Genomic DNA, 23782 nt, shown 5'->3' on the forward strand with positions numbered 1-23782 from the left:
ATCAATGCGCCACGGCGGCCGCAGCCGCTTCGTCGATCACGGCGCCATCGCGGAATCGCTCGATGGTGAACGGCGCATTGATCTTGTTCGGCTCATCCTTGGCGATCGTGCTGGCGAACACCTCGCCAGATCCCGGCGTCGCCTTGAAGCCGCCGGTGCCCCAGCCGCAATTGACGTACAGCCCGGATACCGGCGTCTTCGCCACGATCGGCGAGCGATCCGGCGTGACGTCGACGATGCCGCCCCAGTTGCGCAGCATGCGCAGGCGCCGGAACGCCGGCACCAGTTCGCAGATCGCATCCAGCGTATGATTGACGATGTGCAGGCCACCGCGCTGCGTATAGGACGTGTAGACGTCCGTTCCCGCACCGATCACCATCTCGCCTTTGTCCGACTGCGAGATATAGGCGTGGATCGTGTTCGACATCACCACGCAGGGGAAGATCGGCTTGACCGGCTCGCTGACCAGCGCCTGCAGCGGGAAGCTTTCCAGCGGCAGACGTACGCCGGCCATGTTCATCACCGTGCTGGTATTACCGGCCGCGACGACGCCGATGCGCTTTGCATTGATGCTGCCGCGCGTCGTATCGACGCCGACCACCTCGCCGGTCGGCGCGCGGCGGATGCCGGTGACTTCGCAATTCTCGATAATATCCACTCCGAGCGCGTCAGCAGCGCGGGCATAGCCCCAGGCCACAGCGTCGTGGCGCGCCGTGCCACCGCGGCGCTGTAGCGCGCCGCCGAGGATCGGATAGCGCATAGACCCACCGACATTCAGTGGCGGACAGAATTCTTTGCATTCCTCCGGCGACAGCCATTCATTGTCGATGCCATTGAGACGGTTGGCATGCACGTGTCGCTTGAAGCTCTGCACATCGTGAATGTTGTGCGCCAACATCAAGACGCCGCGTGGTGAGTACATGACATTGTAGTTCAGTTCCTGCGACAGCCCTTCCCACAGTTTGAGGGCGTGCTCGTAGATCCCGGCGCTTTCGTCGAACAGATAGTTCGAACGAATGATCGTGGTGTTCCGGCCAGTATTGCCACCGCCGATCCAGCCCTTTTCGAGAACGGCAACGTTTTTGACGCCGTAGCGGCTAGCCAGGTAGTAAGCCGTTGCAAGCCCGTGGCCACCACCACCGACGATGATGACGTCATAGCCCGACTTCGGTTCAGGCGAACGCCACTGTCGCTGCCAGCCGGCATGACCGGTCAGCCCTGCCCGTAGTAATGAAAGCGCTGAAAATTTCTGCATGGCTGTCCACGTTGTGATTGGACGGAGCCTACAACTCGCTGCCGCTTCGCGGCCAGCATCAGCCCGCCAATCATGTTGGATCAGAGCGACATCGGAACGCCGCAGGTTTGCAAAGCCCCGACACGAAACACGTAGATTTGCGACAAGCCGCCCGGCTTCGCTCGCCAGGGTCTCGAATTCGCGACGTATCCATGCGACACGGATCGCTGCCATGTAGACAGGACGGCATGCCCCGGGCGCACGCAGTCCCGCCCTCGACGATCAAGGACACGCAGGATGAGCATCGAACGCAGCGACGAGATTCTTCAGTATCTCAAAGACAAGTCGATCGTGGTGGAGACGTTCGAACACCCGCCCGTGCATACGGTGGAAGAGTCGCGTGCGCTACGCGGCGACATTCCCGGCATTCACACCAAGAACCTGTTCCTCCGCGACGGCAAGAAACGGTTCTTCCTGTTCGTCACCGACGAAGCCGCGACCGTTCACCTGAAGTCGCTGGCAAAGACGATCGGCGCCAAGGGCGGGCTGTCATTTGGAAGCGCGGAAGCCCTGAAGGAATTGCTTGGGATCGAACCGGGATCGGTCTCGATTCTGGCGCTCTACAACGATGCCAATCAGGCGGTCACTCCCGTCATCGATGCGCGCTTACGATCGGCGGAGCGCATCAATTGCCACCCCATCATCAACAGCCGCACGACATCGCTGTCGGTCGGCGCACTCGACGCATTTCTTGCTGCGATCGGCCGCGAAGCGCAGTTCGCGACGCCAGAAGAGCCGCCGTCCGCCGGCTGACCCTCCTGCGCCGAACCGGCCGACCTGGGCTTCCGGTTCCCAGCCGACGCCCCAACGTCGCGCGCCAAGCGAGACGCTTCGCCGCCCTTGCGCGCGCGGCAATGTATTTTTAGGATCAGTCCGTCGCAAATGCCTGCCCCGGCACGCTGGAGGTATGTAATGATGCGACATGGGTCCGTTTTGGAGCATCGTCTCGCGGCGATCACCCGGATTGCCATTCGACCATATGGTGAATGCGAAGGCAGGGGTGATGCAACCAAAGGTCCGTCCGCTGCGCGTTGGCTTCATTCTGACCAAGAATTTCACGCTGACTGCATTGGCCAGCTTCGTGGACGTGCTGCGTCTCGCCGCCGACGAAGGCGACAACAGTCGGCCGATCCGCTGCCAGTGGCACATCATGGCCGACACCGACGAGCCGATCCGTTCGAGTTGCGGTCTGCTGATGTATCCGAATTCCCGGTTCCTCGATCCGCGCGAGCTCGATTATGTCGTCGTCGTGGGTGGCCTGCTGCATCAGGGCCCGCAGATCGATGACAAGATCAAGCGCTATCTGCTGGAGGCTGCGAACACCAAGGTCGATCTGATCGGCGTTTGCACCGGCAGTTTCGTGCTGTGGCGTCTAGGCCTTCTCAACCAGAAAAAGTGCTGCATCAGCTGGTATCACTATCGCGATTTCCTGGAGGAATTCGGCGAGACACTCCCGGTGGCCGACCAGCTCTTCGTCATCGACGGCAACCGCATCACATGTTCGGGCGGCATGGGCGTTGCCTACCTCGCCGCCCATATCGTGGAACAACGCATGGGCCTGTCGAGCGCGCAGAAAGCGCTCCACATCATGCTGATCGATCGCATGAAACCCGGATCCTCGGCTCAATCGGCGCCGCCGACCGAATTTGCCGAGACCGACGGACGGATCTCGCGCGCGCTGCTAATGATGGAGCAGAACCTATCAGCGCCGCTGTCTGTCGCGCGACTGGCCGGCAAGGTCAGTCTGAGCACGCGGCAACTGGAGCGTCTTTTCAAAGAGGAAACCGGCCAGTCTCCGCAGGCGACATATCTGCGGCTACGCCTGAAACATGCACGGTGGATGTTGAAGACCAATCTATCGCTGGCCGCAATCGCCGCCGAAACCGGCTTCGTCGACGGTTCGCATCTCAGCAAGGCGTTCAAGGCCGCCTTCAATACCAACCCGTCCGAGGAACGCCGCAGAATAATCGGTCAATCCCACGGGCAAGATGCCGGCGAAGGTCGGCGTATATTTGGTCTGGTTTAGGCGGCACTTTTTATGGTCATGCACTCCGACGACCTGATCATTCGCCCGGCTGAGCCGGCAGACCGGACAGACATCTGGTCGGTCATCGAGCCAACCATCCGTGCAGGCACGACCTATGCCCTGGACCCCCTGATGACGAGGGACGATGCTTTGTCCTACTGGCACGGTCCGGATAAACGAACCTTCGTTGCCGTGCGCCAAGGTCAGATCGTGGGATCCTATTATGTGCGCGCCAACCATGACGGCGGCGGCAGCCATGTGGCCAATTGCGGCTACATGACGCTGGCGAGCGCGCAAGGCGGCGGTGTGGCCCGCAATATGTGCCTACACTCGCTCGACTATGCCAGAAGCTCCGGATTTCGCGCGATGCAATTCAACTGTGTCGTGAGCAGCAATATACGTGCGGTGAAACTCTGGACCACGCTCGGCTTCGCGATTGTCGGGCGGCTGCCTGAGGCTTTTCGGCTTCCGACTGGCGAATATGTTGATGCGCTCGTGATGTTTCGTAAGCTTGACGCTCAATGACGGTATCGCGAGGCGCGGTGTGCGCCGCTCCATAATTTTTGCTGATCTGATCCGGTATCGTCACGGCTGAGCACTCGGTATCACCATGGCCGAACACCATGACTGCATCATCGGCGGCGGCGGGCCCGCGGGCCTGATGGAGGCGAGCGGGCGCTGGCTTTGCCGGAGGTTCGACCAACGCTCTTCAATCTCGACAAGCTTCAAGGCGTGGAGACGCTTTACCTCGACTGTATCTCGGGTACCGAGGCTAAGCCGCTCTTCGCGTTGACCGACAAATTCGCGGAGATCGTCCGGCACGCCTCGCCGGAAACAATAGTCGCCGCTGTCGGGTGCTTCCAAGAACAAGACATGGGTAGAGCCATGTGTACCACCCGCGTGTACAAAACGGGCGGAAAAAGGCTATTATTTTCAAAGGCCTATTGATTTCATTGCGATTTTCATCTGGCTGGCGGAGAGGGGGGGATTCGAACCCCCGATGGGCTTGCACCCATGCCGCATTTCGAGTGCGGTACAATCAACCACTCTGCCACCTCTCCAAGGCGCCAAGACCCACGGTCGCCCGTGGGTGGTTGCGCGGAGTTCTAGGCGAGGATGGCGGGCCAGACAAGACGGGCAGAGCGGAAAATCCGCACCCAATTGCCCGCAGAGCCGCAAAAGCTGGCTCTGGCTGGCGCGTAGACTGGGAAGCCAGCCTTTTCGTTGCAGATTCGCAGCGGCAACGCACGCTATGGTTGGACGCGCGGCATGACGAGCCATGGCGGCGCCAGGATGATTCGCCGACGGATGCATGCACTCGGCCATTGGCCGAGGCGGCACCGGGACGCTCAACGGTCCTGCTCAATCCTTGTCTTTCTTCGCTTTCTTGTCGTCCTTCTCTTTCTTGCGGTTGGTGAAGCGAGCATTGCCCAGCCCCGTTCCGATCGTCAGCACGCCCCAGCGTTCGAAGTCCTGCATGAAAGGAACTTCACTGAGGCCTTGGACAACGCCGTCATTGTGCATGAGCACCGCAGTATCGTGATCCCCGATTGTGGGAATGCCTTCGGCGAGCAAGGCCGGCAGGTTGAACTTACTGCTTTCCCAATTACCCGGAAGATTCTGCGCTCCCTTCGCGATGGTGCCGTCTTCGTTGATCACCCCCGGGCACGAGATGCCGATGAACGGCGCCAGCTTGAGGCCTTCATTGTCGGCGGCGGAGATCAGATCCTTCAGCATCTTCACCAGCCGCTTGACGGCGCCTTCACGCGTCGGCTCATCATCGGCATGTTTCCAGAGATCGGACTTCCACACCGCGGCCTTGGAGAGATCCTTCGATTTCTTCCATGCGGTTTCGACCACGCCACAACGGATGTTGGAGCCGCCGATGTCGACCGCAAGAATGCTGTCGTAACCTTCGAAAATCCATGACGGCGCCAGATGCAGGCAACCGATCAGGCCGGCTTCATCTGGATGAAACCGGATCGGCACCAACGTAACTTTGAGATCCTCGGCCTTGAGAATGATGTCCGTACGCGCAATGACGAGTTCCCCGACACGGCTCTGGCGGAAACCGCCGCCGACCACGATGCATTCCGTATCTGCCCAGGCCTTCGTCTTGAAGAAGCGCTGCGTGACATAAGCCAGCTCCCGCGCGAATTCTTCGATCGCACCATGGACGAGCGCAGCCGCGGCCACATCGTCGCCAAGCAGGATTTCGTCGAGGCTGGATTTACTGATCTCGTTGGCAGCCTTTTTGCCGAGCGGATCGTCGCCGTTTTTCTTCAATGGCTTTCTGAGATCATCCAGTATGCGCTGAAAAGCGCCCTTGCTGGCGCGGTCACCGAGAAAGCCGTTGTCGTCCTTCAGCTCGATGTTGAACGTATCCACATCGACGGACGGCAGCCGCTTGGCACCGTGATTGCCGATGCCGACGGTCGTCATTGTGTCTTCAGCCATATTGCCCCTGCCAGACTAGAACCGCATGACAATGCTCCGGGAGCCGGTTTGTTTCATCGCCCCGCCGGGATGATCGTACCGCTCACCTTTTGCGTCGGTCGCGCGAGCCGGTTTCAATGATACCGGTAGAACATCCTTAACTAACCAACAGGGCAGCAACCCAAGCCACTACCTTTCTGCGATCGACCTAACAGTAAATTTATCAGCTCAGGTAATTATCTCTGCATTCATACGGGTGCGTATTCATGCTGAAGTCATTCCTTGGGCTAACCGATCGTTTTCGCCGCGACCGGCGCGGCAATGTCGCGATCATATTCGCGATCACATGCATCCCCCTTATTTCCATGGTTGGCGCCGCGGTCGACTATACGCGTGCACTACAGATCAGATCTCAACTGCAAGCCGCCCTTGATACTGCGAGCGTCGGCTCCATCGTGCAGAAGTCTGCTGCATTCATTACCGCAGGTTCGATGGCGGCGGACGGCGCCGTCCCCGGGGGCGACGTCGACGCAATCAATATTTTCAAGGGCAACACGTCCGGCAGGACCGGCTTCACGCTGACCAGCACGACAGCGACCGTCAATCGCGCCAACGGCGTCGTGACGGCCACTATGCAATTCTCGGCGGATGTGCCGACCAGTCTCACATCCGTCATGGGCTTTTCCAAAATGACCGTTACCGGCAGTTCTGTCGCGACGGCGACGATGCCGAATTACATCGATTTCTATCTGCTGCTCGACAATTCGCCATCCATGGGCGTCGGCGCAACACCGGCCGACGTGGCTCTGATGGTCAAGAATACGTCGGACAGCTGCGCCTTTGCCTGCCACGACCTCAACAACAGCAACAACTACTACAAACTCGCCAAGACACTTGGCGTGATCACGCGCATCGACGTGCTGCGTACAGCCACCCAGAAGTTGATGGATACCGCGGCCAGTACGCAGACCTATTCCAACCAGTTCCGCATGGCGATCTACGACTTCGGCGCGGCCGCCTCGACGTCCGGTTTGAGAGCCCTGTTCACATTGTCGTCCAGCCTCTCAAGTGCGAAGACGGCGGCCGGAAACATCGACTTGATGACGGTGAACGGCCAGAACGACAACAACGATCAGGACACCGGCTACAGCGCTATATTCCCGGCGATCAACACCGCCATCAGCGCCCCCGGAGCCGGTACAGCCGGTGCACCGCTCAAATATCTCTTCTTCGTATCCGATGGCGTGGCTGACGAATACAATCCCGGCAACTGCCTGAAACCGACGACTGGTGGACGATGCCAGTCGCCGATCAATCCAGCGCTTTGCACCACGTTGAAGAATCGCGGCATCAAGATTGCCGTGCTTTACACGACCTACCTCGCACTTCCGACCAATGCCTGGTACAATAGCTGGATCGCACCATTCAACGCTGGTCCTTACGGACCTTCACCCAACAGCCAGATCGCCAGCAATATGCAGAGCTGCGCTTCGCCAGGCTTCTATTTTGAGGTCAGCCCGACCCAGGGCATCTCGGACGCGATGACAGCGTTGTTTCAGCGTGCCGTTGCCGATGCCCGCGTGAGCCGCTAGCCGGCGCAACGACCGAGCAAGTCGGCTAGCTCCGCGAGATCGACTGCGTGATTCATCTTCAAGATCACGCACGACACTGCACTGTGGCGAATGCTCATTCGCTCGCGCTTTCCTTCAGGCTTTCCAGCAGCAATTGCGCCGGCCGACTCAGGCCCTTGTCGCGCACGGCGACGACGAATTGCCGCTTCGCCCAGTCATTGCTGAGCGGGATGACCTTCAGCCCCAGCGTCTGCTGGATCGTGGACGCTTCTTCCTGCGGAATGATCGCGACGGCCAGTTGCGCCGCGACAATGCGATAGGCGGCATCCACGGTGGAAACTTGAATGCGGTAGCGCATCTGCTTGCCGGCCGCAGCCGCGACGCTTCGCTGCATGGTTTGCATGATGCTCCGCGCGACGATATCGACATGCTCGAAGTCGATCGTATCCTCGAACGACACTGACGTGCGTTTCGCAAGCGGATGATCGGGGTGCACCACCACCGCGAGATGATCGCGGTGATAGGGAAACGTCTTGAGGCCGCGCAGGTCAACCGCATCCCAGCAGACGCCGATATCGGCGCGCCCTTCCTCGACTCCGCGGACGACCTCCCAGATCTCGCGCTCTTCCAGACTGACGCGCACGTCGCGATAGCGCTTGGCGAACAGGCTGATGTCTTCCGGCAGCACCTGCGCCACCGCCGACTTACTGGCAAACACGCGCACATGGCCCTGCACGCCATCGGCGAAGGCGCCGAGTTCGGCCTGCATCCGGTCGAGCAATTGCAACGACTCCCGTGCATAGCGACACAGCGCTTCACCGGCCGCCGTCACTGTGACGCCGCGGCGGCCCCGTTCGAGCAATTGCACGCCGGCCTCCTGCTCCATCTGACTGATACGCTTGCTCACCGCTGAGGGCACGATGGCCTCGCGCTTTGCGGCATTGGCGATATTGCGCTCCTCGCAGACAGCGATGAACAGGCGGAGTGAAATTGGATCGAAGCTTTGCATGGGACGTCCGCAATGGTACCAGCCATCTTATCTTGGAACTTCTTACATGAAAAATGACCATTTCAGAGATGGCTAAGAGAGGCGTATGCCTCTCCGCAAGCCCATCTCACCCCAGCCGCAGGAGCGCCTCATGCGCATCGTCGACATCCGGGAGCGTACCGCCCCGATTGCCTCCCCTATCGCTAACGCCTTCATCGACTTCAGCAAAATGACGCTGAGCCTGGTTGCCGTGGTCACCGACGTGATCCGCGACGGCAAGCCGGTGATCGGTTACGGCTTCAATTCCAACGGCCGCTACGGCCAGGGCGGCCTGATCCGCGAACGCTTCGCGCCGCGCATCCTGGAAGCCAAACCCGACAGCCTGATCGACGCGTCAGGCGACAATATCGACCCGCACAAGGTGTGGGCCACCATGTTCACCAACGAGAAGCCGGGCGGCCACGGCGAGCGCTCGGTCGCGATCGGCACCATCGACATGGCGGTGTGGGATGCGGTCGCCAAGATCGCGGGCAAGCCACTGTTCCGTTTGCTCGCCGAACGCTATGGCACCACCGCTGACCCGAAGGTCTTCGTCTATGCCGCGGGCGGCTACTACTATCCCGGCAAGGGTCTTGAAGGCCTCGCCTCGGAAATGAAGGGCTATCTCGATCGCGGCTACAATGTCGTGAAGATGAAGATCGGCGGCGCGCTGCTGGCCGACGACTGCAAGCGCATCGAGCATGTGCTGAAACTGCTTCCGGCAGGGGCTAAACTCGCTGTCGACGCCAATGGCCGCTTCGATCTCGACACGGCCGTCGCCTATGCCAAGGCACTGCGCGAATACGACCTGTTCTGGTACGAGGAAGCCGGCGACCCGCTCGATTACGAGCTGCAGGCAAAGCTCGCCGAGCATTATCCCGGTCCGATGGCGACCGGCGAAAACCTGTTCTCGATGCAGGATGCACGCAACCTGATCCGCTATGGTGGCATGCGCTCGGACCGCGACTGGCTGCAATTCGACTGCGCACTCAGCTACGGCCTCGTCGAGTATCTCCGCACGCTCGACATGCTGAAGTCTTACGGCTGGTCCTGGCGCCGCTGCATCCCCCATGGCGGCCATCAGATGTCGCTGAACATCGCGGCCGGTCTCGGCCTCGGCGGCAATGAGTCCTATCCGGACCTGTTCCAGCCCTATGGCGGGTTCCCGGACGGCGTGAAGGTGGTGGATGGTCACATCACCATGCCGGAACTCCCGGGCATCGGATTCGAGGGCAAGTCCGACCTGATCAAGGAAATGCGCAACCTGGCGTCGTGAGGCTTGGCCCCGCTAAGGTACTGGCGGGAAATATAAAACGCTGTCATGGCCGGGCCTGACCCGGCCATCCATCTTCCGCAAAACGCACTGCAAAGATGGATCCCCGGGTCAAGCCCGGGGATGACAACTGAGAGGACGAAGCTCCCGCCAAGACTCTGTTTTTGGCTCGCTTTTCGCCCGTCTTTCCTTGACTCTCCGCCTTCACCCTCTATAAAGCACGCTTCGGCGCAAGCTTTGCTTGGCGCCGATTGTTTTTGCGTGGGGTCGCAACGTCGACCAAAAACGCAAAGATGCGCGACTTCCTGGAAGTCGCGGTGAACCCTTATCGACTGAACAAGAAGCCGTCCCGGATCTGATCCGAGGATGGGATCGAACACGAAGGAATATAACGATGTTCGCAGTCATCAAAACCGGCGGCCGGCAATACCGCGTCGTTCCGGATGATGTGCTCGAGATTGGCAAGATCGCCGGCGATGTCGGAACGATCGTGCAGCTTGGTGAAGTTCTCGTGCTGGGCGGTGATACGCCTGTGCTCGGCCTGCCTTTGGTGGCCGGCGCGTCGGTTGCGGCCGAAGTGCTCGACCACAAGCGCGGCCCCAAGGTCATCTCTTTCAAGAAGCGCCGCCGCAAGAATTCGAAGCGCAAGCGTGGCTACCGTGACGAGCTCACGATGATCCGCATCACCGAGATCCTGGCCGACGGCAAGGCGCCGACCATCGGACCTCGCCCGAAGCGTGAGAAGCCGGTCGTGGCCGCTCCGATTGATGGCGACGAAGCTCCTGCCAAGAAGGCGCCGGCGAAGAAGGCCGCTGCTCCGAAGGCAGCCGCCGCCAAGCCTGCTGCAGCCAAGAAGCCGGCTGCGAAGAAAAAGCCCGCCGCGGAATAAGCCGCTGCGAAAAGTTGAGAATCTGTGAGACAATTCCTTCAAGGAATTGATCTAGAACTTATCGAGATCGGAGACGGGCTATGGCTCATAAAAAAGCAGGCGGTTCATCGCGCAACGGCCGCGATTCGGCTGGCAAGCGCCTCGGCGTGAAGGCGTTCGGCGGCGAACGCGTGATTCCCGGCAACATCATTGCGCGTCAGCGCGGCACCACCTGGCACCCCGGCCTTAATGTCGGCATGGGCACAGACCATACCCTGTTCGCCAAAGTCGAAGGCCACGTGGAGTTTCGCGCCAAATCGAACGGCCGCACTTTCGTATCGGTACTCCCGATTACTGAAGCCGCGGCCGAATAAACGGTGGACACATTGGAGTCCGCCGGGTCCTGTTGAACCGGCGGAGCGCCAAAATTGGGCTCCAGGGGAGGCGGGAAACCGGCCTCCCCTTTTCGTTTGGTGCGTCGCTTCGGGGCGCACACAGGAGCCCGAGATGTTGCAGGATATTCCGACCCCGACGTTGAGAGAAACCAGAGGCTGCGTCCTCGAGACCGAACGGCTGGCCTTGCGCAAGCCGACACTCGCGGACGTAAAAGCCATCGCGCTTCTCGCCAATGATCGCCGCATCGCCGAGATGACGCGTCGCCTGCCCTTCCCGTATCAGCAGGATCACGCAGTCGATTTCGTCAATTCGCTGAGCGGCACGGCAAGCGACAGCGTGTTCCTGATCGAACTCGATCGTCGCCCCATCGGCATGGTCGGAATCGACTGGCGCGAAGCCGAATCGCCGGAGCTCGGCTACTGGCTCGGCGTCGATCACTGGGGCCAGGGTTTTGCGACCGAGGCCGCACGTGCCGCGATCGATTACGCATTCGACGAATTCGATATCGATCACCTGATCTCGGGCGCGCGCGTCGCCAATCCGTCGTCGCGCAACATCCTGGAGAAGTGCGGCTTCCAGTGGAGTGGTGTTCAACTGCACCGCTTCGAAGCGATCGGCTCGTCAACACCGGTCGACTGCTTCAAGCTGACAAGGGGCGTGTGGAGTTCGCTGAAGAACTGGGGAACGTCGACGCGACGGTGAACGACTCTTACTTCCCCTCTCCCCCGCGCGAAGCGAAGCTTCGCGAGGCGGGAGAGGGGACAGGCTCTCGTTCCATGGCTCTCCCTCTCCCGTCTCGAACCCGCTTCGCGTGTTCGATCCACCCTCTCCCACGGCGCGCAGCTTCGCTGCGCTGGGGGAGAGGGAAAAGAAGTTCACACCGCTGGCGGTACTTCGTCGGCGATCTTTCCGAGCTGCTGCTCGCGCAGGAAGATATAGAGCCCTGCTGCGATGATGACTGCCGCACCGATCAGCGTGGCCCACGACGGCAATTCGCCGAACACGAGATAGCCGAAGATCACCGCCCAGATGATCATCGAATACTGATACGGCACCACAGTGCTCGCCGGCGCCAGCTTCAGCGAGCGATTGACGCAGAGCAGCGCGCAGACCGAGACAACGCCCGCCAGAAAGAACAGGCCGAGATCGCGCAGATCGGGCGTCACCCATCCGAACGCCGTGAATACGGCGCCGAAAGTAAACGTGCCGATAAACTGGGTCGTCGCGAGCACGACGTCCGGCGCGGAACGCAACGAGCGGGTGATGAGCATCAGCGCGGCGAAGGACAGGCTGCCGCCGAGCGCGATCAGCGCCGGCCATGTCACCGTCTGCGCCGACGGCTGCAGCGCGATCAGTACACCGCAGAAGCCGACGAAGATCGCGCTCCAACGCCGCCAGCCGACAGATTCGCGGAGAAAGATCGCGGAGCCCGCGGTGACGAAGATCGGACAGGCCAAATAATAGGTGATGACATCCGCCAGCGGCAGATAGGCCGCCGCCCAGAAGAACGCCGCGACTTCCAGTGTCGACAGCACCACGCGAATGAGCTGCAGACCCGGCCGATCGAGCTGCAGGAAGTCCGCACGATGCCGCCAGATCGACGGCGCCAGCAGCGCCAGCGCCGCGCAGGCCCGCAGCAGCATCAATTGCCCGACCGAATAGGTGCCGACGAGGAATTTGCCGATCGCATCGCCGCAGGAGAACATGCTGATGCCCAGGAGCATCAGGCCGATACCGGCCAGCCGGGCGGCACGATTGTCGGCTGCGGTCGAAATGGTCGCAAACATGCCTATATGAGCCTGTAGGAAAGTCGCGGAATGCGCACGCTTGGTTAACGGCAAGATGAGTCGTTTAGGACGTCACCTGATGCGCAGCAAGGCCCCCAAATAAGGGCTTTTCACGATGCTCCGGCGACGAAGTGGTTGCCGCGACCACCCCCCTGCGATACGGATACGCTATGAAATTCCTCGATGAAGCCAAGGTTTACATTCGCTCCGGCGACGGCGGAAACGGCTGCGTGGCCTTTCGCCGCGAGAAGTATATCGAGTTCGGCGGTCCCTCCGGCGGCAATGGCGGCCGCGGTGGCGATGTCATCATTGAAGTGGTCGACGGCCTCAACACGCTGATCGACTATCGCTACCAGCAGCACTTCAAGGCGCCGCGCGGCACCAATGGCATGGGCAAGGATCGCCATGGCGCCAATGGCAAGCCGATCACGCTCAAAGTTCCGGTCGGCACGCAGATCATCGATGAGGATCGCGAGACGCTGATCCACGACTTCACCAAGCTCGGCGAGACCTATGTGCTGGCCGAAGGCGGCAATGGCGGCTTCGGCAACGCTCACTTCAAGTCATCGACCAACCGCGCACCGCGCAATGCCAATCCCGGCCAGCCCGGCGAAGAGCGCTGGATCTGGCTGCGGCTGAAACTGATTGCGGACGCAGGCCTCGTCGGACTGCCCAATGCCGGCAAGTCCACGTTCCTCTCCAAGGTCAGCGCTGCGCGGCCGAAGATCGCGGACTATCCGTTCACGACGCTGCATCCGCAGCTCGGCGTCGTCGATGTCGATGCGCGCGAATTCGTGCTGGCCGACATTCCCGGCCTGATTGAGGGCGCGCATGAAGGCGCCGGCCTCGGCGATCGCTTCCTCGGCCATGTCGAGCGTTGCCGCGTGCTGCTGCATCTGATCGATGCGACCTGCGAACATGCGGGCAAGGCCTACAAGACCGTCCGCGCCGAACTCGATGCCTATGAGGGCGACCTTGCCAACAAGGTCGAGATCGTCGCGCTCAACAAGATCGATGCGGTCGAGCCGGACGAGTTGAAGAAGCAGAAGGACCGGTTGAAGCGCGCTGCGAAGCAGACGCCGCTGCTGATCTCGGGCGCAACGGGCGAAGGCGTGCCGGACGCATTGCGTGCGCTCGTTGCAGTGATCGGCGAGGCGCCGGTGTCGGACAAGGCCAAGAGCGCAGCGCAGTCTGCGCCATGGGCGCCGGCGACGAGCTAACCTGCCTCTCACGTCCGTCCAAGCATTACACGTCCTGCCAAAGCCCACATCATGTCGCGCCCCGAGCTGAAGAACTTTCGCCGTATCGTCGTCAAGGTTGGCTCGTCGCTGCTGATCGATTCCGCGGCCGGCGAAGTCAGGGCCAAATGGCTTGCGGCGTTGGCCGCCGATATCGCCAAGCTGCATGCGGACGGTCGCGACGTCCTCGTGGTCTCGTCAGGCTCGATCGCGCTCGGCCGCAGCCGCCTCAAGCTTCCGCGCGGTCCGCTGAAGCTCGAAGAGAGCCAGGCCGCCGCTGCCGTCGGGCAGATCGCGCTGGCGCGCATCTGGTCGGAAGTACTGGGCCATCACGGCATCGGCGCCGGACAGATTCTCGTGACGCTGCAGGACACCGAGGAACGTCGTCGTTACCTCAATGCGCGCTCGACCATCGGCAAACTGCTGGAATGGCGCGCGGTGCCGGTCATCAACGAGAACGACACTGTGGCGACCAACGAGATCCGCTATGGCGACAATGATCGCCTCGCGGCGCGCGTCGCGACCATGGCATCCGCCGATCTGCTGGTGCTACTGTCGGATATCGACGGGCTCTACACTGCACCACCCGGCGCCAATCCCGATGCGAAGCTGATTCCCATCGTCGACAGCGTCACTGCCGAGATCGAAGGCATGGCGGGCGCTGCCGAGAGCGAATTGTCGCGCGGCGGCATGTACACCAAGATCGAAGCTGCCAAGATCGCGACCACCGCGGGCACGCATATGATCATCGCGTCCGGCAAGGTCGAGCATCCACTGCAGAAGATCGCCGATGGCGGCCTGTGTACCTGGTTCCTGACTCCTGCAAATCCCGTCACTGCGCGCAAACGCTGGATTGCGGGATCGCTGGAACCGAAAGGCACGCTGACTATTGATGCAGGTGCTGTCGCCGCACTCCGTGCCGGCAAGAGTCTGCTGCCTGCCGGCGTCATCAAGGTGGAAGGTGACTTCGCACGCGGCGACGCCGTTATCGTGCGTGGACCGGACACGCACGAAATTGGCCGCGGCCTCGTGGCTTATGACGCAGACAATGCTGAGAAGATCAAAGGCCGCTCATCTCCGGACGTGATGATTATTCTTGGGATCAGCGGCCGCGCCGAAATGATCCATCGCGACGATCTCGTGATTTCGGGATCACGAAGTTAAGCAGCGATGCTTCGCCTGAATGACGTAACGCGCAATCCGTAAACTTGGCGCCGAACGCTCGCCATCATTGCGCCATTCCCGCGTACTTCGTTGCGCGCCATAGAGTCAGATAGCCAATTTTTAGGGAGGCCCATTTCATGACCCGACTTTTGATCATCCCGTTCCTGCTGATCGCAACGTCCGCTTTCGCGCAGGGCAGCAACACATCGGCCAATCAGTCGGCCTGTTCACGCGACGTCTCGCGCTTCTGCCGCGCCAAGATGAACGATGGTGACATGGTCGTGCTCAGCTGCCTCAAGGAAAACCGTTCGAAGCTCAGCAAGGCCTGCGCGAAAGTTCTCGCCGAGAATAATCAATAGCGCGACTAGCGTTTTCGAGCGAAGTGAGCACCGGTTCGCGTCAGGAAAACGCGTCAAGATAAGAAGCTCTAACCGCTGCTGCCGGCCGGCGTCGCGACAGGAAGCACCTCGGTCGCTGCGCGATCGGGCGTATCGTCCTTCCAGCGCACCGAACCGAACGGCCGCTCCAGCATGCGGCGCACGCGAACCGGATCCGGCCCCAGATGATAGTCCGCCGCGCGCTGATACAAAGCGCGCTCGGACTGCGTCGAACGATTACGCTGGCGCAGGAAATCGAGCCAGGTCGGGCAGTGGTAGCGTTCGGTCCACAATTCGGGATCAGCGATATCGCGCGCGATAGACCACCCATAGGCGCCGTTGCGCTGGCGCGAGAGCTGCACGTCCTGCATCACGCCGTGGAATGCGCGCGCATTCTCTTGATCCACGCGATATTCGATCTCCACCACCAGCGGACCACTGCGCGCGGTCAATTGCAGCTGCACTTCCGGATCTTCAAGACGCTCCGCATCCTCGTCGCGCGCGCCGGTCGGCGGCATCCTTAGGAACAGGCCAAACAGCGGCGAGAGAAACATCGCTCCGCCCGACACCAGCAATGCCGCTTCGACGCCGACCATGTCTGTGAGATGCCCCCAGCCCCAACTGCCAATCGCGATGCCGCCGGCAATCGCAGCCTGAAAGGCGGCGAGCGAACGTCCGGCAACCCAGCGCGGCGCCGAGAGCTGTACGCCGATATTGAACAGCGCGACCGCCAGCATCCAGACCGAGCCGGCCACCACCAGCGCCGCCGCAGTGATGACCGGCTCGCTGCTGACCGCGACGACGGCAATCGCGACGCCCATGATCAGCGCGCAGGCCCGGATCGAACTTTCGCCGCTCAGATGCTTGCGGACATGCCCAATATTCATTGCGCCGATCACCGCACCCATGCCGAAAGCTCCGAGCATGATTCCGTAGGTCTGCGCGCCGCCATGCAGCAGGTCGCGCGCAACCAGCGGCATCAGCGCCGAGACCGAACCACCGCAGATGCCGGTGATCAGCGTGCGCGTCAGCACGATCTTGATCGACGGCGAATTAGCAATGTAACGCACGCCGGACACGATGGCCCGGCTCAGCCGCTCACGCGGCAGCCGCGACACATCGACCTTGCGACGCCACAGGAACAGCACCACCAGCAACGGGATGTAGAGCACCGCATTGGCCGCGAAGGCTGCGACGGCACCGGCGGTGGCGACCACGATGCCGCCGATCGCCGGGCCGAAACTGCGCGCGATATTGTAACTGATGCCGTTCAGTGCCACGGCGGATGGCAGTACCTCCGGCGGCACCTGCTCGCCGACCGAGGATTGCCAGGCCGGTCCGAACAGCGCCATGCCGCTGCCGATGATGAAGCAGAAGGCGAGCAGGATGTTCGGCGTGATGTGACCGGTCCAGTCCAGCATGGTCAGTACGCAGGCGCCGACCAGCGACAGCACCAGCGAAGCCAGCGACACGACACGGCGGTCATACATGTCGGCCACGGCGCCCGCCGGCATCGAGATCAGCATGATCGGCAGCATCAAGGCGGTCTGCACCAGCGCCACCTTGTCGGCCGACGCGGTCATCTGCGTCATGGCCCAGGCAGCGCCCACGCTCTGGATCATCAGGCCCAGATTGGACAGCAGGCTGGCGAGCCAGATCCGCCGGAACACCGCAAACCGCAGCGGGGCGGCAATGCCGTCGGAGGGAAGAACCACTGGTTTCGCTGCTTCGGCCATCATCGTCCCGTCGTCTGCTGCAGATAGCGACTGCAGGGCCATGCGGGTCTGATTCCCCGCGGGCACATCAAGTTGATGCCTGCGAAACGCGTTGTCTGTCCAGTGCCTGCTCCGCTATCACAGTGGCAGGCGTCGGATGTGCGCAGATAGAGGGAGACCAGCCATGGCGCTGTCGCGACGGACAATACTCACGGGCGCAGCGATGCTGCCGCTAGCCGCCCATGCGCTCCGTTTCGAGGCCGCAGCACAGACCGGCCCCGGCACGACTGCGGGTTCCGACATTCCCCCGATCCTGTTCGTCCACGGCAATGGCGACCACGCGGCGCTCTGGATGACGCAGATCTGGCGCATGGAAACCAATGGCGTCCCGCGCAACCGGCTGATGGCACTCAATTTCACCGATCCGCTGGCGCGTTCCGACGATGCTGTGGCGCAGCAGGGCCGCTCCTCCACCGAAGACCAGCGCCGCGAACTCGGCGAAGCCATCGCGGAACTGAAAAAGCGCACTGGTGCTGCGAAAGTGGCGCTGGTCGCCAATTCGCGCGGCGGCAATGCGGTGCGCAATTACATCAAGAATGGCGGCAGCGCCGATGTCAGCCACGCCGTCCTGTGCGGCACCCCCAATCACGGCGTGTTCGACGGGACCGATAGTCCCGGCAGCGAATTCAATGGCCGCAGCCCGTTCCTCAAGAGCCTCAATCCCGGCGAAGGCCCTGAGGTGACCGAAGACACCGCTTTCCTCACCCTCCGCAGCGATGGCATCGACAAATATGCGCAGGCCGACGGTCGCCTGCTCGGCAAGCCGGGCGTGGCCACCGGCGTCACCTCCGATGGTCCGGCGCTGCGCGGCGCCACCAATCTGGTCCTCGGTGCCATCGATCATCGCGAAACCGGCTTTCACCCCCGTGCCTTCCGCGAGATCTACAAATTTATCGTCGGCCGCGAGCCCGTGCGGATCGATATCGCGCCGGAAGCTGAGGTGAAAATCAGCGGTCTCGTCACCGGCACGCCTGGCGGCGTGCCCACCAACCGGCCGGTCGCGGATGCCCTGGTCGAGGTGTACCGCGTGGCGCCGGACACGGGCGAGCGGATCGGGGCAGCGCTCAATTCGGCCCGCACATCCGCCGATGGCCGCTGGGGTCCCGTTCAGGTCGATCCGACCTGGCCTGTCGAGATCGTCCTGACATCGGCCGGAGCGCCGATCACGCATTCCTATCGCTCGCCATTCCCCCGCTCGTCCGACGTCGTGCATCTGCGCGCCGGCCAGCCGCTGGGACCCACCGATGCCAATGCCGGTGCAGTGGTGTCGATGTCGCGCGTCCGTGGATATTTTGGATTACCGCGCGATGTCGTGCTGCTCGACGGCAAGGAGCCGACCGACGTGAAAGCCGGCGTGCCCACGGATTCGCTCTCGACTATCCGCCTTCCGGCCACGGACATCGGACGTCCGGTGGCAGCGCTGTTCAATCAGGAGCGGATCGTGGCGCGCGCCTGGCCGGCGTCGGAAAACCGGATCACGGTGGCGGAATTCACCGAGTAGATCACGCCAACTCGCGCGCCTCAGCGGTCTGGCTTTCTATATAACCGCTTTGCTGACTTCCCTGCGCGTCTCCGGTCAGATCGCATGAGGCATTGTTCGAAATCGCAAAGAGCCCCGCCATGTGCGGGGCTCCTTCGTTATTCTGTTATCGCAGCAACAGTACCAGGATGATGAGGGGAAGCGGGATTCCGAGTAGCCACAGAAGAATGGGCATGGTTGTCTCCTTTGATTGGGGTTAACGACGCTTCTTCCAGGTCCCGTCACGAAGCCCGCCACCTTCCGTCGCGGCAAGGCTGGCGGAGAAGGCGCCGATCAGCAGCGACGCCGTGAGCCAGAATGCGAGCTGCATCGCGGCCTTGCGTGCGGCATCCACCGCGGTCTTCGCATCGTTGCTGACTTCAGTGACGCGCTTGTCGGCATCTGCCTCGCTCAGACCGGTGCGGCTGGCGACAACCTTGTTGACGTAGCTGCGGTCGGCAGGCTTGAGCTCTCCACCACGGAAACTGGCAGCCATCACACGTGACAGTTCACCACGCGCTTCCGCGCTGGTGCCATCGGCCGACGGCGTTGTCGGACGCAGCAGCGAATCCAGGTAGCCATCGCTCGGACCTGACTGGGCTGCAGCAGCGGTTGCACCGGCAGCAACACCCGACGCGGCTCCGCTCAGCAAAGTGGTTGCTGGAGATGCCAACAGGATCGCTCCCAAAACCGTCGCGAACGACCAGGCTAGGAATCCATGCGCGGTGTCACGAAAGTAGACTTCGTCCGAATGCACGCCGATCCAGCGCGACCGCAGACGGCCGGCAATATAACCACCGAGCGATGACGAGATCATCGCGATGACGATAAGGTAGATACCGGTCGTGATCTTGAACGTGGTCGCGGAGGCGCCGGAACTTGCCCACGGAGACACGACAGACAGACCGAGACCTGTGCCAAAGGCAATCAGGACGAGCGTCAGTGCGAGCGAAACCACGGCACCGGCTGCAACCGCAGCCCACGATACGCCGGAGGTTTGCGGTTCGTCGACGCTTGCTGCGGGTTGGACGACAACGGTATCGATCATTTTAAATCCTCAGGCCGGTCCGATATGGAGCCACTGCCTCCCTAATGTGCATGCGTGAGTATCGTTCCGAGGGATGCGCCCGCTGGACCGCAATATTGGTCGATGCGTACGTTGCGGCCACGCTTTCCATCGACGCCTCCATGGCGCGCGGATGGACGCCTGCTATAATGACGAGACGCTCCGGTCCCTGGATCAATTGCGAGGCCCATCGTGAGCATTGCCGAGGTCTACGATTTCTCCGCTGCGCGAGCGCCCCTGGTGCCGCCGAGCCCGCCACGTGCGCCCGAGAACATGGGTGCGCTGGGGCGAATGTCCGCGATGCGCCGCAGCGCCATCGAAACCTGGGGCCAGCGCGCCTATGAAGATGACATCATCAAGGGCCGTTTCTTCGGCCATGCCAGCTTCATCCTCAACGACCCCGATGCGATCCGCCATGTTCTGGTGGACAATTATGAGAACTATACCCGCACGCCCGCTGCATTCCGCGTGCTGCGGCCGATGCTCGGCGAGGGCCTGCTGCTCGCCGAAGGCCGCACCTGGAAACACCAGCGCCGCACCCTGGCGCCGGCTTTCACGCCGCGCGCGGTGACGACTTTGGTGCCGCACATGATCTCGGCCGTCGACGATACGCTCACCGATTTACAGTGCGCCGAGGGCAAGCCGGTGGATCTTCGCGCGATCATGCAGCGGATGACGCTGGAGATCGCAGGCCGCACCATGTTCTCCTTCGGCATGGCCGAGCATGGCGCGAAGCTGCGCGACTTCGTGATGGAATACGGCATGAACCTGGCACGGCCGCATTTCCTCGATCTGCTGCTGCCGCTGGGCTGGCCGACGCCGCAGGATATCTCGCGCGCCTTCTTCCGCAGACGCTGGACGAGATTCGTCGGCGAGCTGATGACCGCACGTCGCGCCGCCGGCAAGAACGACGACGCGCCGCGCGATCTGTTCGACCTGATGGTGGCCGCGCGCGATCCGGAAACCGGCGCATCCTTCACCGATGGGCAGCTCGGCGATCAGGTGGCGACGATGATCCTCGCCGGCCATGAGACGACGGCAACGGCGCTATTCTGGGCGCTGTATATGCTGACGCTCGATCCGGCGACCCAGGAGCAGGTCGCGGCCGAAGCCCGTGCCGCCAGCGCGAGCGGCACATTCGACATGGAGCATCTGAAGTTCACCCGCGCGGTGATCGATGAGACCATGCGGCTCTATCCGCCCGCCTTCCTGATCGCACGCGCCGCCGCGGGCCCTGATCGTCTGGCTGGCCAGTCCGTCGCCAGCAAGGACGTGATCCTGATCGCGCCCTGGCTACTGCATCGGCACGAGAAATTGTGGCACGAGCCCAACGCCTTCATGCCGTCCCGTTTCATGCCCGGCGCGACACCGCCGGACCGCTTCGCCTATCTGCCTTTCGGCGTCGGTGCCCGGGTCTGCATCGGCGCGCATTTCGCGCTTGTCGAGGCCACATTAGCGCTAGCGAAAATCATCGGCGCGATCCGCGTCGAGCTACCGGATAAAGCACCCGTCATGCCTATCGGCGTGGTGACGACACAACCGGATCGCTCGCCAATGTTCCGCATTGAGCGGCGCTGACGTTATTTCAGCACGCCCTCTCCTCACGCCTTCCCCGTTACCCCGCGCGCTCATGGCACGCGGGCGGAACGACAAGTTGAAGCGCTGCGGCAAAGCCCTGTCTTGGACGTAGCGACTATTTGGCCTAAACTGATGCCATGAGTGATGTTCAGGCACTATTCGCGACATTGAACCAGGCGACCGATTCGGCCGTAGCCGATGCCATTGCACAGCTGATCCGCGACGGCGCGGACCACGAACTCAATCGTATCAACGTGCTGGATTTTGCGGCACGCCGTGGCCTGAACGAAGAGCGCGTCATTTCCGGCTTCCTGCATGCCTCCCGCCTCGGCCTATTCGACCTGACCTGGAATGTGTTGTGCCCGGGCTGCAGCGGCGTCCTCGACGCCCACAGCACGCTGAAATCGCTGCGCCATGACGACTACCATTGCGGGCTCTGCGCCTGCGGCTATGAAGCGTCGGTTGACGAGCAGGTCGAGGTGGCGTTCACGGTCGCACCGCGCGTCAGGCACATCGCTGCACACGACCCCAATACGCTGCCGCTCTGGGAATACTTCAAGCAGGTGTTCTGGAGCTCAGGCGTCGATCTCAATCAGGAATCGTTTGCGTCACTCACCGATGAAGTGACACTGGACGCAATGGAATTGCCGGCACATGAAAAAGCGGTGATGTCGCTGCACTTGCCGTCGGAATTCGTCATCGTATTTGAGCCGGTAACCCATGCCGCGCAGTTCATTGACGTGCAGGGCGAGCCGACCAAGGAACGACAGCATTTGTCGCTGATCTACAACCGGCAGCATACACCGACCGGCACCATCACGCTGCAACCCGGACCGTTGCGATTGTCCCTCGAGAACCAGACCGAGGTGCGCGTGCTGCCATCGGTATTTGTCGCGGCCGAGGGCCTCCATCACCTGATCGGCAAGCGCAAGCCGTTCCTCACGGCCAAGCGGATACTCACCAACCAGACCTTTCGCGATGTCTACAAGGCCGACAATCTTAATATCGATCAGCGACTGAAGATTACCTCGCTGACTTTCCTGTTCACCGACCTCAAGGGCTCGACGGCCTTGTACGAGCGCGTCGGCGATCTCGCAGCCTTCGATCTGGTGCGCGCGCATTTCCACGCACTGCTGGAGATCATTGCGTCGGAAGCCGGTGCCGTCGTGAAGACCATCGGGGATGCCGTCATGGCGACCTTTACGCGGCCCGAACAGGCGCTGGCCGCGGGTCTGCGCATGCGCGCCGCGATGGAGCGACTGAACGAGGAGCGCGGCACCAAAGACCTCGTGGTCAAAATCGGTATCCATGAGGGACCCTGCCTCGCTGTGATGCTGAACGAGCGGCAGGATTACTTTGGCCAGACCGTCAATATCGCTGCCAGGGTGCAGGGCCTGTCAACCTCGCAGGCGATCCACGTCACCAGCCCGGTGATATCGGCGCTGGCCGTGGAAGCTATTCTGCGGAAGGCCGAAATCACGCCGATCCAGAAGCACGCCGCCTTGCGCGGCATCGCCGACAAGATCGTGGTCTATGAGATTCCGTGACACGAGATCCCATAAACTACCGATCGTCTCAATTGTTACTTAACTGTCATCAGTGCTTCGGGAACCCGGCCGCATTGCATGCGTTCCATTTTCGCGCCACAAAGCACGAGCGCTTTCGCCGCATGGCGGGCCTCGCGATCATCTGGTTCAAAGAATAATGCTGGAAAAACTGCGCCAATTCATTGCCGACGTGGTGTCTCCCGATGCGCACGAAAATCAGGCATTCGACGATACCGGCTTCCGTCTTGCCGCCACGGCGCTGATGCTTCACGTCATCTCGCTGGACGGTGAGCCCTCAGCTATCGAGAGAGCCAAGTTGCACAGCCTGATCGAGTCGCGTTTCGAGCTCGATCCCGGCACGGCTGACAGGCTCATCTCGGCTGCCACCCTCGTCGAAGGCGAGGCCGTCGATCTCTATCACTTTACGAGCGTCATTATGCGCGTGGTCGACGAGCCCGGTCGTGTCCGTCTCGTCGAGATGATGTGGCAGCTGGTCTATGCTGACGGCCGCGTCAGTGAGTTCGAGGAAAATGTGGTCTGGCGCGCAGCCGACTTGCTTGCAGTTTCATCACGTGACCGGATGGAGCTCAAACGACGCGTGGCGGGCGGTACGGCCACAACGGATACGACTGTCTGAGCAGGCGCAGCCCCGACCGGCAAATGACGGCACCACGACGCATAACCAAAGTTTAATGCGCGGTCCCCGATAATTCATGCCACTGCTACACGCTCGGGAACTGGAGGTCCTACGGTACTCCGGTGGTCATTCCGACTTGCACATCACGAATATCCCTATTACGCCTGTAGATGCATGCAAATCGTCCTCACGTATTTTAAGAG

The 23782-nt window shown here is 61.7% G+C and carries 22 protein-coding genes and 1 tRNA gene; 15 read left to right on the forward strand and 8 right to left on the reverse strand.

The annotated features are described in order from the left end of the window. Position 1: 1 nt before the first annotated feature. Positions 2 to 1255 (reverse strand): sarcosine oxidase subunit beta family protein, encoded by a 1254-nt coding sequence (locus tag AB7951_RS26700; protein ID WP_120287818.1) that lies wholly within the window; start codon positions 1253 to 1255, stop codon positions 2 to 4. 276 nt (positions 1256 to 1531) lie between these two features. Here AB7951_RS26700 and AB7951_RS26705 point away from each other — a divergent pair, with 276 nt between their 5' ends. From AB7951_RS26705 to AB7951_RS26715, 3 genes are all read left to right on the forward strand, one after another. Beyond that, positions 1532 to 2047: a prolyl-tRNA synthetase associated domain-containing protein gene (locus AB7951_RS26705; RefSeq protein ID WP_093757963.1), complete on the forward strand. Its 516-nt coding sequence runs from the start codon at positions 1532 to 1534 to the stop codon at positions 2045 to 2047. Positions 2048 to 2297: 250 nt separating this feature from the next. After that, the gene (locus AB7951_RS26710; RefSeq protein ID WP_439083820.1) at positions 2298 to 3320 is read left to right on the forward strand and encodes a GlxA family transcriptional regulator; all 1023 of its coding nucleotides are present in this window, start codon (positions 2298 to 2300) and stop codon (positions 3318 to 3320) included. Between the two features lie 33 nt (positions 3321 to 3353). Continuing rightward, positions 3354 to 3845 (forward strand): GNAT family N-acetyltransferase, encoded by a 492-nt coding sequence (locus AB7951_RS26715; RefSeq protein WP_120288106.1) that lies wholly within the window; start codon positions 3354 to 3356, stop codon positions 3843 to 3845. Between the two features lie 60 nt (positions 3846 to 3905). Here the strand turns inward: AB7951_RS26715 and AB7951_RS26720 are convergent, their stop codons facing one another. The 3 genes from AB7951_RS26720 to AB7951_RS26730 all read right to left on the reverse strand — a co-directional run bounded on the left by AB7951_RS26720 (position 3906) and on the right by AB7951_RS26730 (position 5777). Continuing rightward, positions 3906 to 4190, reverse strand: a complete 285-nt coding sequence (locus AB7951_RS26720) for a DUF6538 domain-containing protein (RefSeq protein WP_439066659.1) — start codon at positions 4188 to 4190, stop codon at positions 3906 to 3908. A gap of 101 nt (positions 4191 to 4291) precedes the next feature. Beyond that, positions 4292 to 4381: transfer RNA gene (locus AB7951_RS26725), tRNA-Ser, on the reverse strand. 301 nt (positions 4382 to 4682) lie between these two features. Next, the gene (locus AB7951_RS26730; RefSeq protein ID WP_120287815.1) at positions 4683 to 5777 is read right to left on the reverse strand and encodes an ROK family protein; all 1095 of its coding nucleotides are present in this window, start codon (positions 5775 to 5777) and stop codon (positions 4683 to 4685) included. 245 nt (positions 5778 to 6022) lie between these two features. On the opposite strand from AB7951_RS26730, the gene AB7951_RS26735 reads away from it, so the two are divergent. Next, on the forward strand, positions 6023 to 7348 hold the full coding sequence (locus tag AB7951_RS26735) for a TadE/TadG family type IV pilus assembly protein (RefSeq protein WP_120287814.1): 1326 nt from the start codon (positions 6023 to 6025) through the stop codon (positions 7346 to 7348). 94 nt (positions 7349 to 7442) lie between these two features. Here the strand turns inward: AB7951_RS26735 and AB7951_RS26740 are convergent, their stop codons facing one another. Continuing rightward, complete coding sequence (locus AB7951_RS26740) at positions 7443 to 8336, reverse strand: LysR family transcriptional regulator (protein ID WP_120287813.1); 894 nt, start codon at positions 8334 to 8336, stop codon at positions 7443 to 7445. A gap of 130 nt (positions 8337 to 8466) precedes the next feature. On the opposite strand from AB7951_RS26740, the gene AB7951_RS26745 reads away from it, so the two are divergent. The 4 genes from AB7951_RS26745 to AB7951_RS26760 all read left to right on the forward strand — a co-directional run bounded on the left by AB7951_RS26745 (position 8467) and on the right by AB7951_RS26760 (position 11593). Further along, positions 8467 to 9630, forward strand: coding sequence for a mandelate racemase/muconate lactonizing enzyme family protein (locus AB7951_RS26745; RefSeq protein WP_120288105.1), 1164 nt, complete (start codon positions 8467 to 8469; stop codon positions 9628 to 9630). Positions 9631 to 10021: 391 nt separating this feature from the next. Then, positions 10022 to 10516 (forward strand): 50S ribosomal protein L21, encoded by a 495-nt coding sequence (gene rplU / locus AB7951_RS26750; protein ID WP_120287812.1) that lies wholly within the window; start codon positions 10022 to 10024, stop codon positions 10514 to 10516. Between the two features lie 80 nt (positions 10517 to 10596). Next, on the forward strand, positions 10597 to 10869 hold the full coding sequence (gene rpmA, locus AB7951_RS26755; protein WP_068737821.1) for a 50S ribosomal protein L27: 273 nt from the start codon (positions 10597 to 10599) through the stop codon (positions 10867 to 10869). Positions 10870 to 11002: 133 nt separating this feature from the next. Then, positions 11003 to 11593, forward strand: a complete 591-nt coding sequence (locus tag AB7951_RS26760) for a GNAT family N-acetyltransferase (RefSeq protein WP_089266554.1) — start codon at positions 11003 to 11005, stop codon at positions 11591 to 11593. A gap of 173 nt (positions 11594 to 11766) precedes the next feature. Here AB7951_RS26760 and AB7951_RS26765 read toward each other — a convergent pair whose 3' ends face one another. Continuing rightward, complete coding sequence (locus AB7951_RS26765) at positions 11767 to 12684, reverse strand: DMT family transporter (protein ID WP_093758225.1); 918 nt, start codon at positions 12682 to 12684, stop codon at positions 11767 to 11769. Positions 12685 to 12848: 164 nt separating this feature from the next. Here AB7951_RS26765 and obgE point away from each other — a divergent pair, with 164 nt between their 5' ends. The 3 genes from obgE to AB7951_RS26780 all read left to right on the forward strand — a co-directional run bounded on the left by obgE (position 12849) and on the right by AB7951_RS26780 (position 15439). After that, positions 12849 to 13898 carry a GTPase ObgE gene (gene obgE, locus AB7951_RS26770; protein WP_120287811.1) on the forward strand — a complete coding sequence of 350 codons (1050 nt, stop codon included), beginning with the start codon at positions 12849 to 12851 and terminating at the stop codon, positions 13896 to 13898. Positions 13899 to 13949: 51 nt separating this feature from the next. Further along, on the forward strand, positions 13950 to 15080 hold the full coding sequence (proB, locus tag AB7951_RS26775; RefSeq protein WP_092140564.1) for a glutamate 5-kinase: 1131 nt from the start codon (positions 13950 to 13952) through the stop codon (positions 15078 to 15080). A 137-nt stretch (positions 15081 to 15217) separates the two neighbouring features. After that, the gene (locus tag AB7951_RS26780) at positions 15218 to 15439 is read left to right on the forward strand and encodes a hypothetical protein (protein ID WP_120287810.1); all 222 of its coding nucleotides are present in this window, start codon (positions 15218 to 15220) and stop codon (positions 15437 to 15439) included. Positions 15440 to 15507: 68 nt separating this feature from the next. Here the strand turns inward: AB7951_RS26780 and AB7951_RS26785 are convergent, their stop codons facing one another. Further along, complete coding sequence (locus AB7951_RS26785; RefSeq protein WP_089266903.1) at positions 15508 to 17193, reverse strand: MFS transporter; 1686 nt, start codon at positions 17191 to 17193, stop codon at positions 15508 to 15510. A gap of 163 nt (positions 17194 to 17356) precedes the next feature. Between AB7951_RS26785 and AB7951_RS26790 the strand changes: the two genes are divergently transcribed. Further along, positions 17357 to 18733: a hydrolase gene (locus AB7951_RS26790; protein ID WP_120287809.1), complete on the forward strand. Its 1377-nt coding sequence runs from the start codon at positions 17357 to 17359 to the stop codon at positions 18731 to 18733. Positions 18734 to 18968: 235 nt separating this feature from the next. Here AB7951_RS26790 and AB7951_RS26795 read toward each other — a convergent pair whose 3' ends face one another. Continuing rightward, the gene (locus AB7951_RS26795; RefSeq protein WP_120287808.1) at positions 18969 to 19799 is read right to left on the reverse strand and encodes a hypothetical protein; all 831 of its coding nucleotides are present in this window, start codon (positions 19797 to 19799) and stop codon (positions 18969 to 18971) included. Positions 19800 to 20009: 210 nt separating this feature from the next. Here AB7951_RS26795 and AB7951_RS26800 point away from each other — a divergent pair, with 210 nt between their 5' ends. The 3 genes from AB7951_RS26800 (at position 20010) to AB7951_RS26810 (ending at position 23579) form a co-directional block, all read left to right on the forward strand. Further along, positions 20010 to 21395 (forward strand): cytochrome P450, encoded by a 1386-nt coding sequence (locus AB7951_RS26800; protein ID WP_120287807.1) that lies wholly within the window; start codon positions 20010 to 20012, stop codon positions 21393 to 21395. A 137-nt stretch (positions 21396 to 21532) separates the two neighbouring features. After that, on the forward strand, positions 21533 to 22942 hold the full coding sequence (locus tag AB7951_RS26805) for an adenylate/guanylate cyclase domain-containing protein (RefSeq protein WP_120287806.1): 1410 nt from the start codon (positions 21533 to 21535) through the stop codon (positions 22940 to 22942). Positions 22943 to 23099: 157 nt separating this feature from the next. Further along, positions 23100 to 23579: a TerB family tellurite resistance protein gene (locus AB7951_RS26810; protein ID WP_093757953.1), complete on the forward strand. Its 480-nt coding sequence runs from the start codon at positions 23100 to 23102 to the stop codon at positions 23577 to 23579. Positions 23580 to 23782 lie beyond the last annotated feature (203 nt).

This window comes from Tardiphaga sp. 285_C5_N1_2 (assembly GCF_052076065.1).
Taxonomy (GTDB): Bacteria; Pseudomonadota; Alphaproteobacteria; order Rhizobiales; family Xanthobacteraceae; genus Tardiphaga; species Tardiphaga robiniae.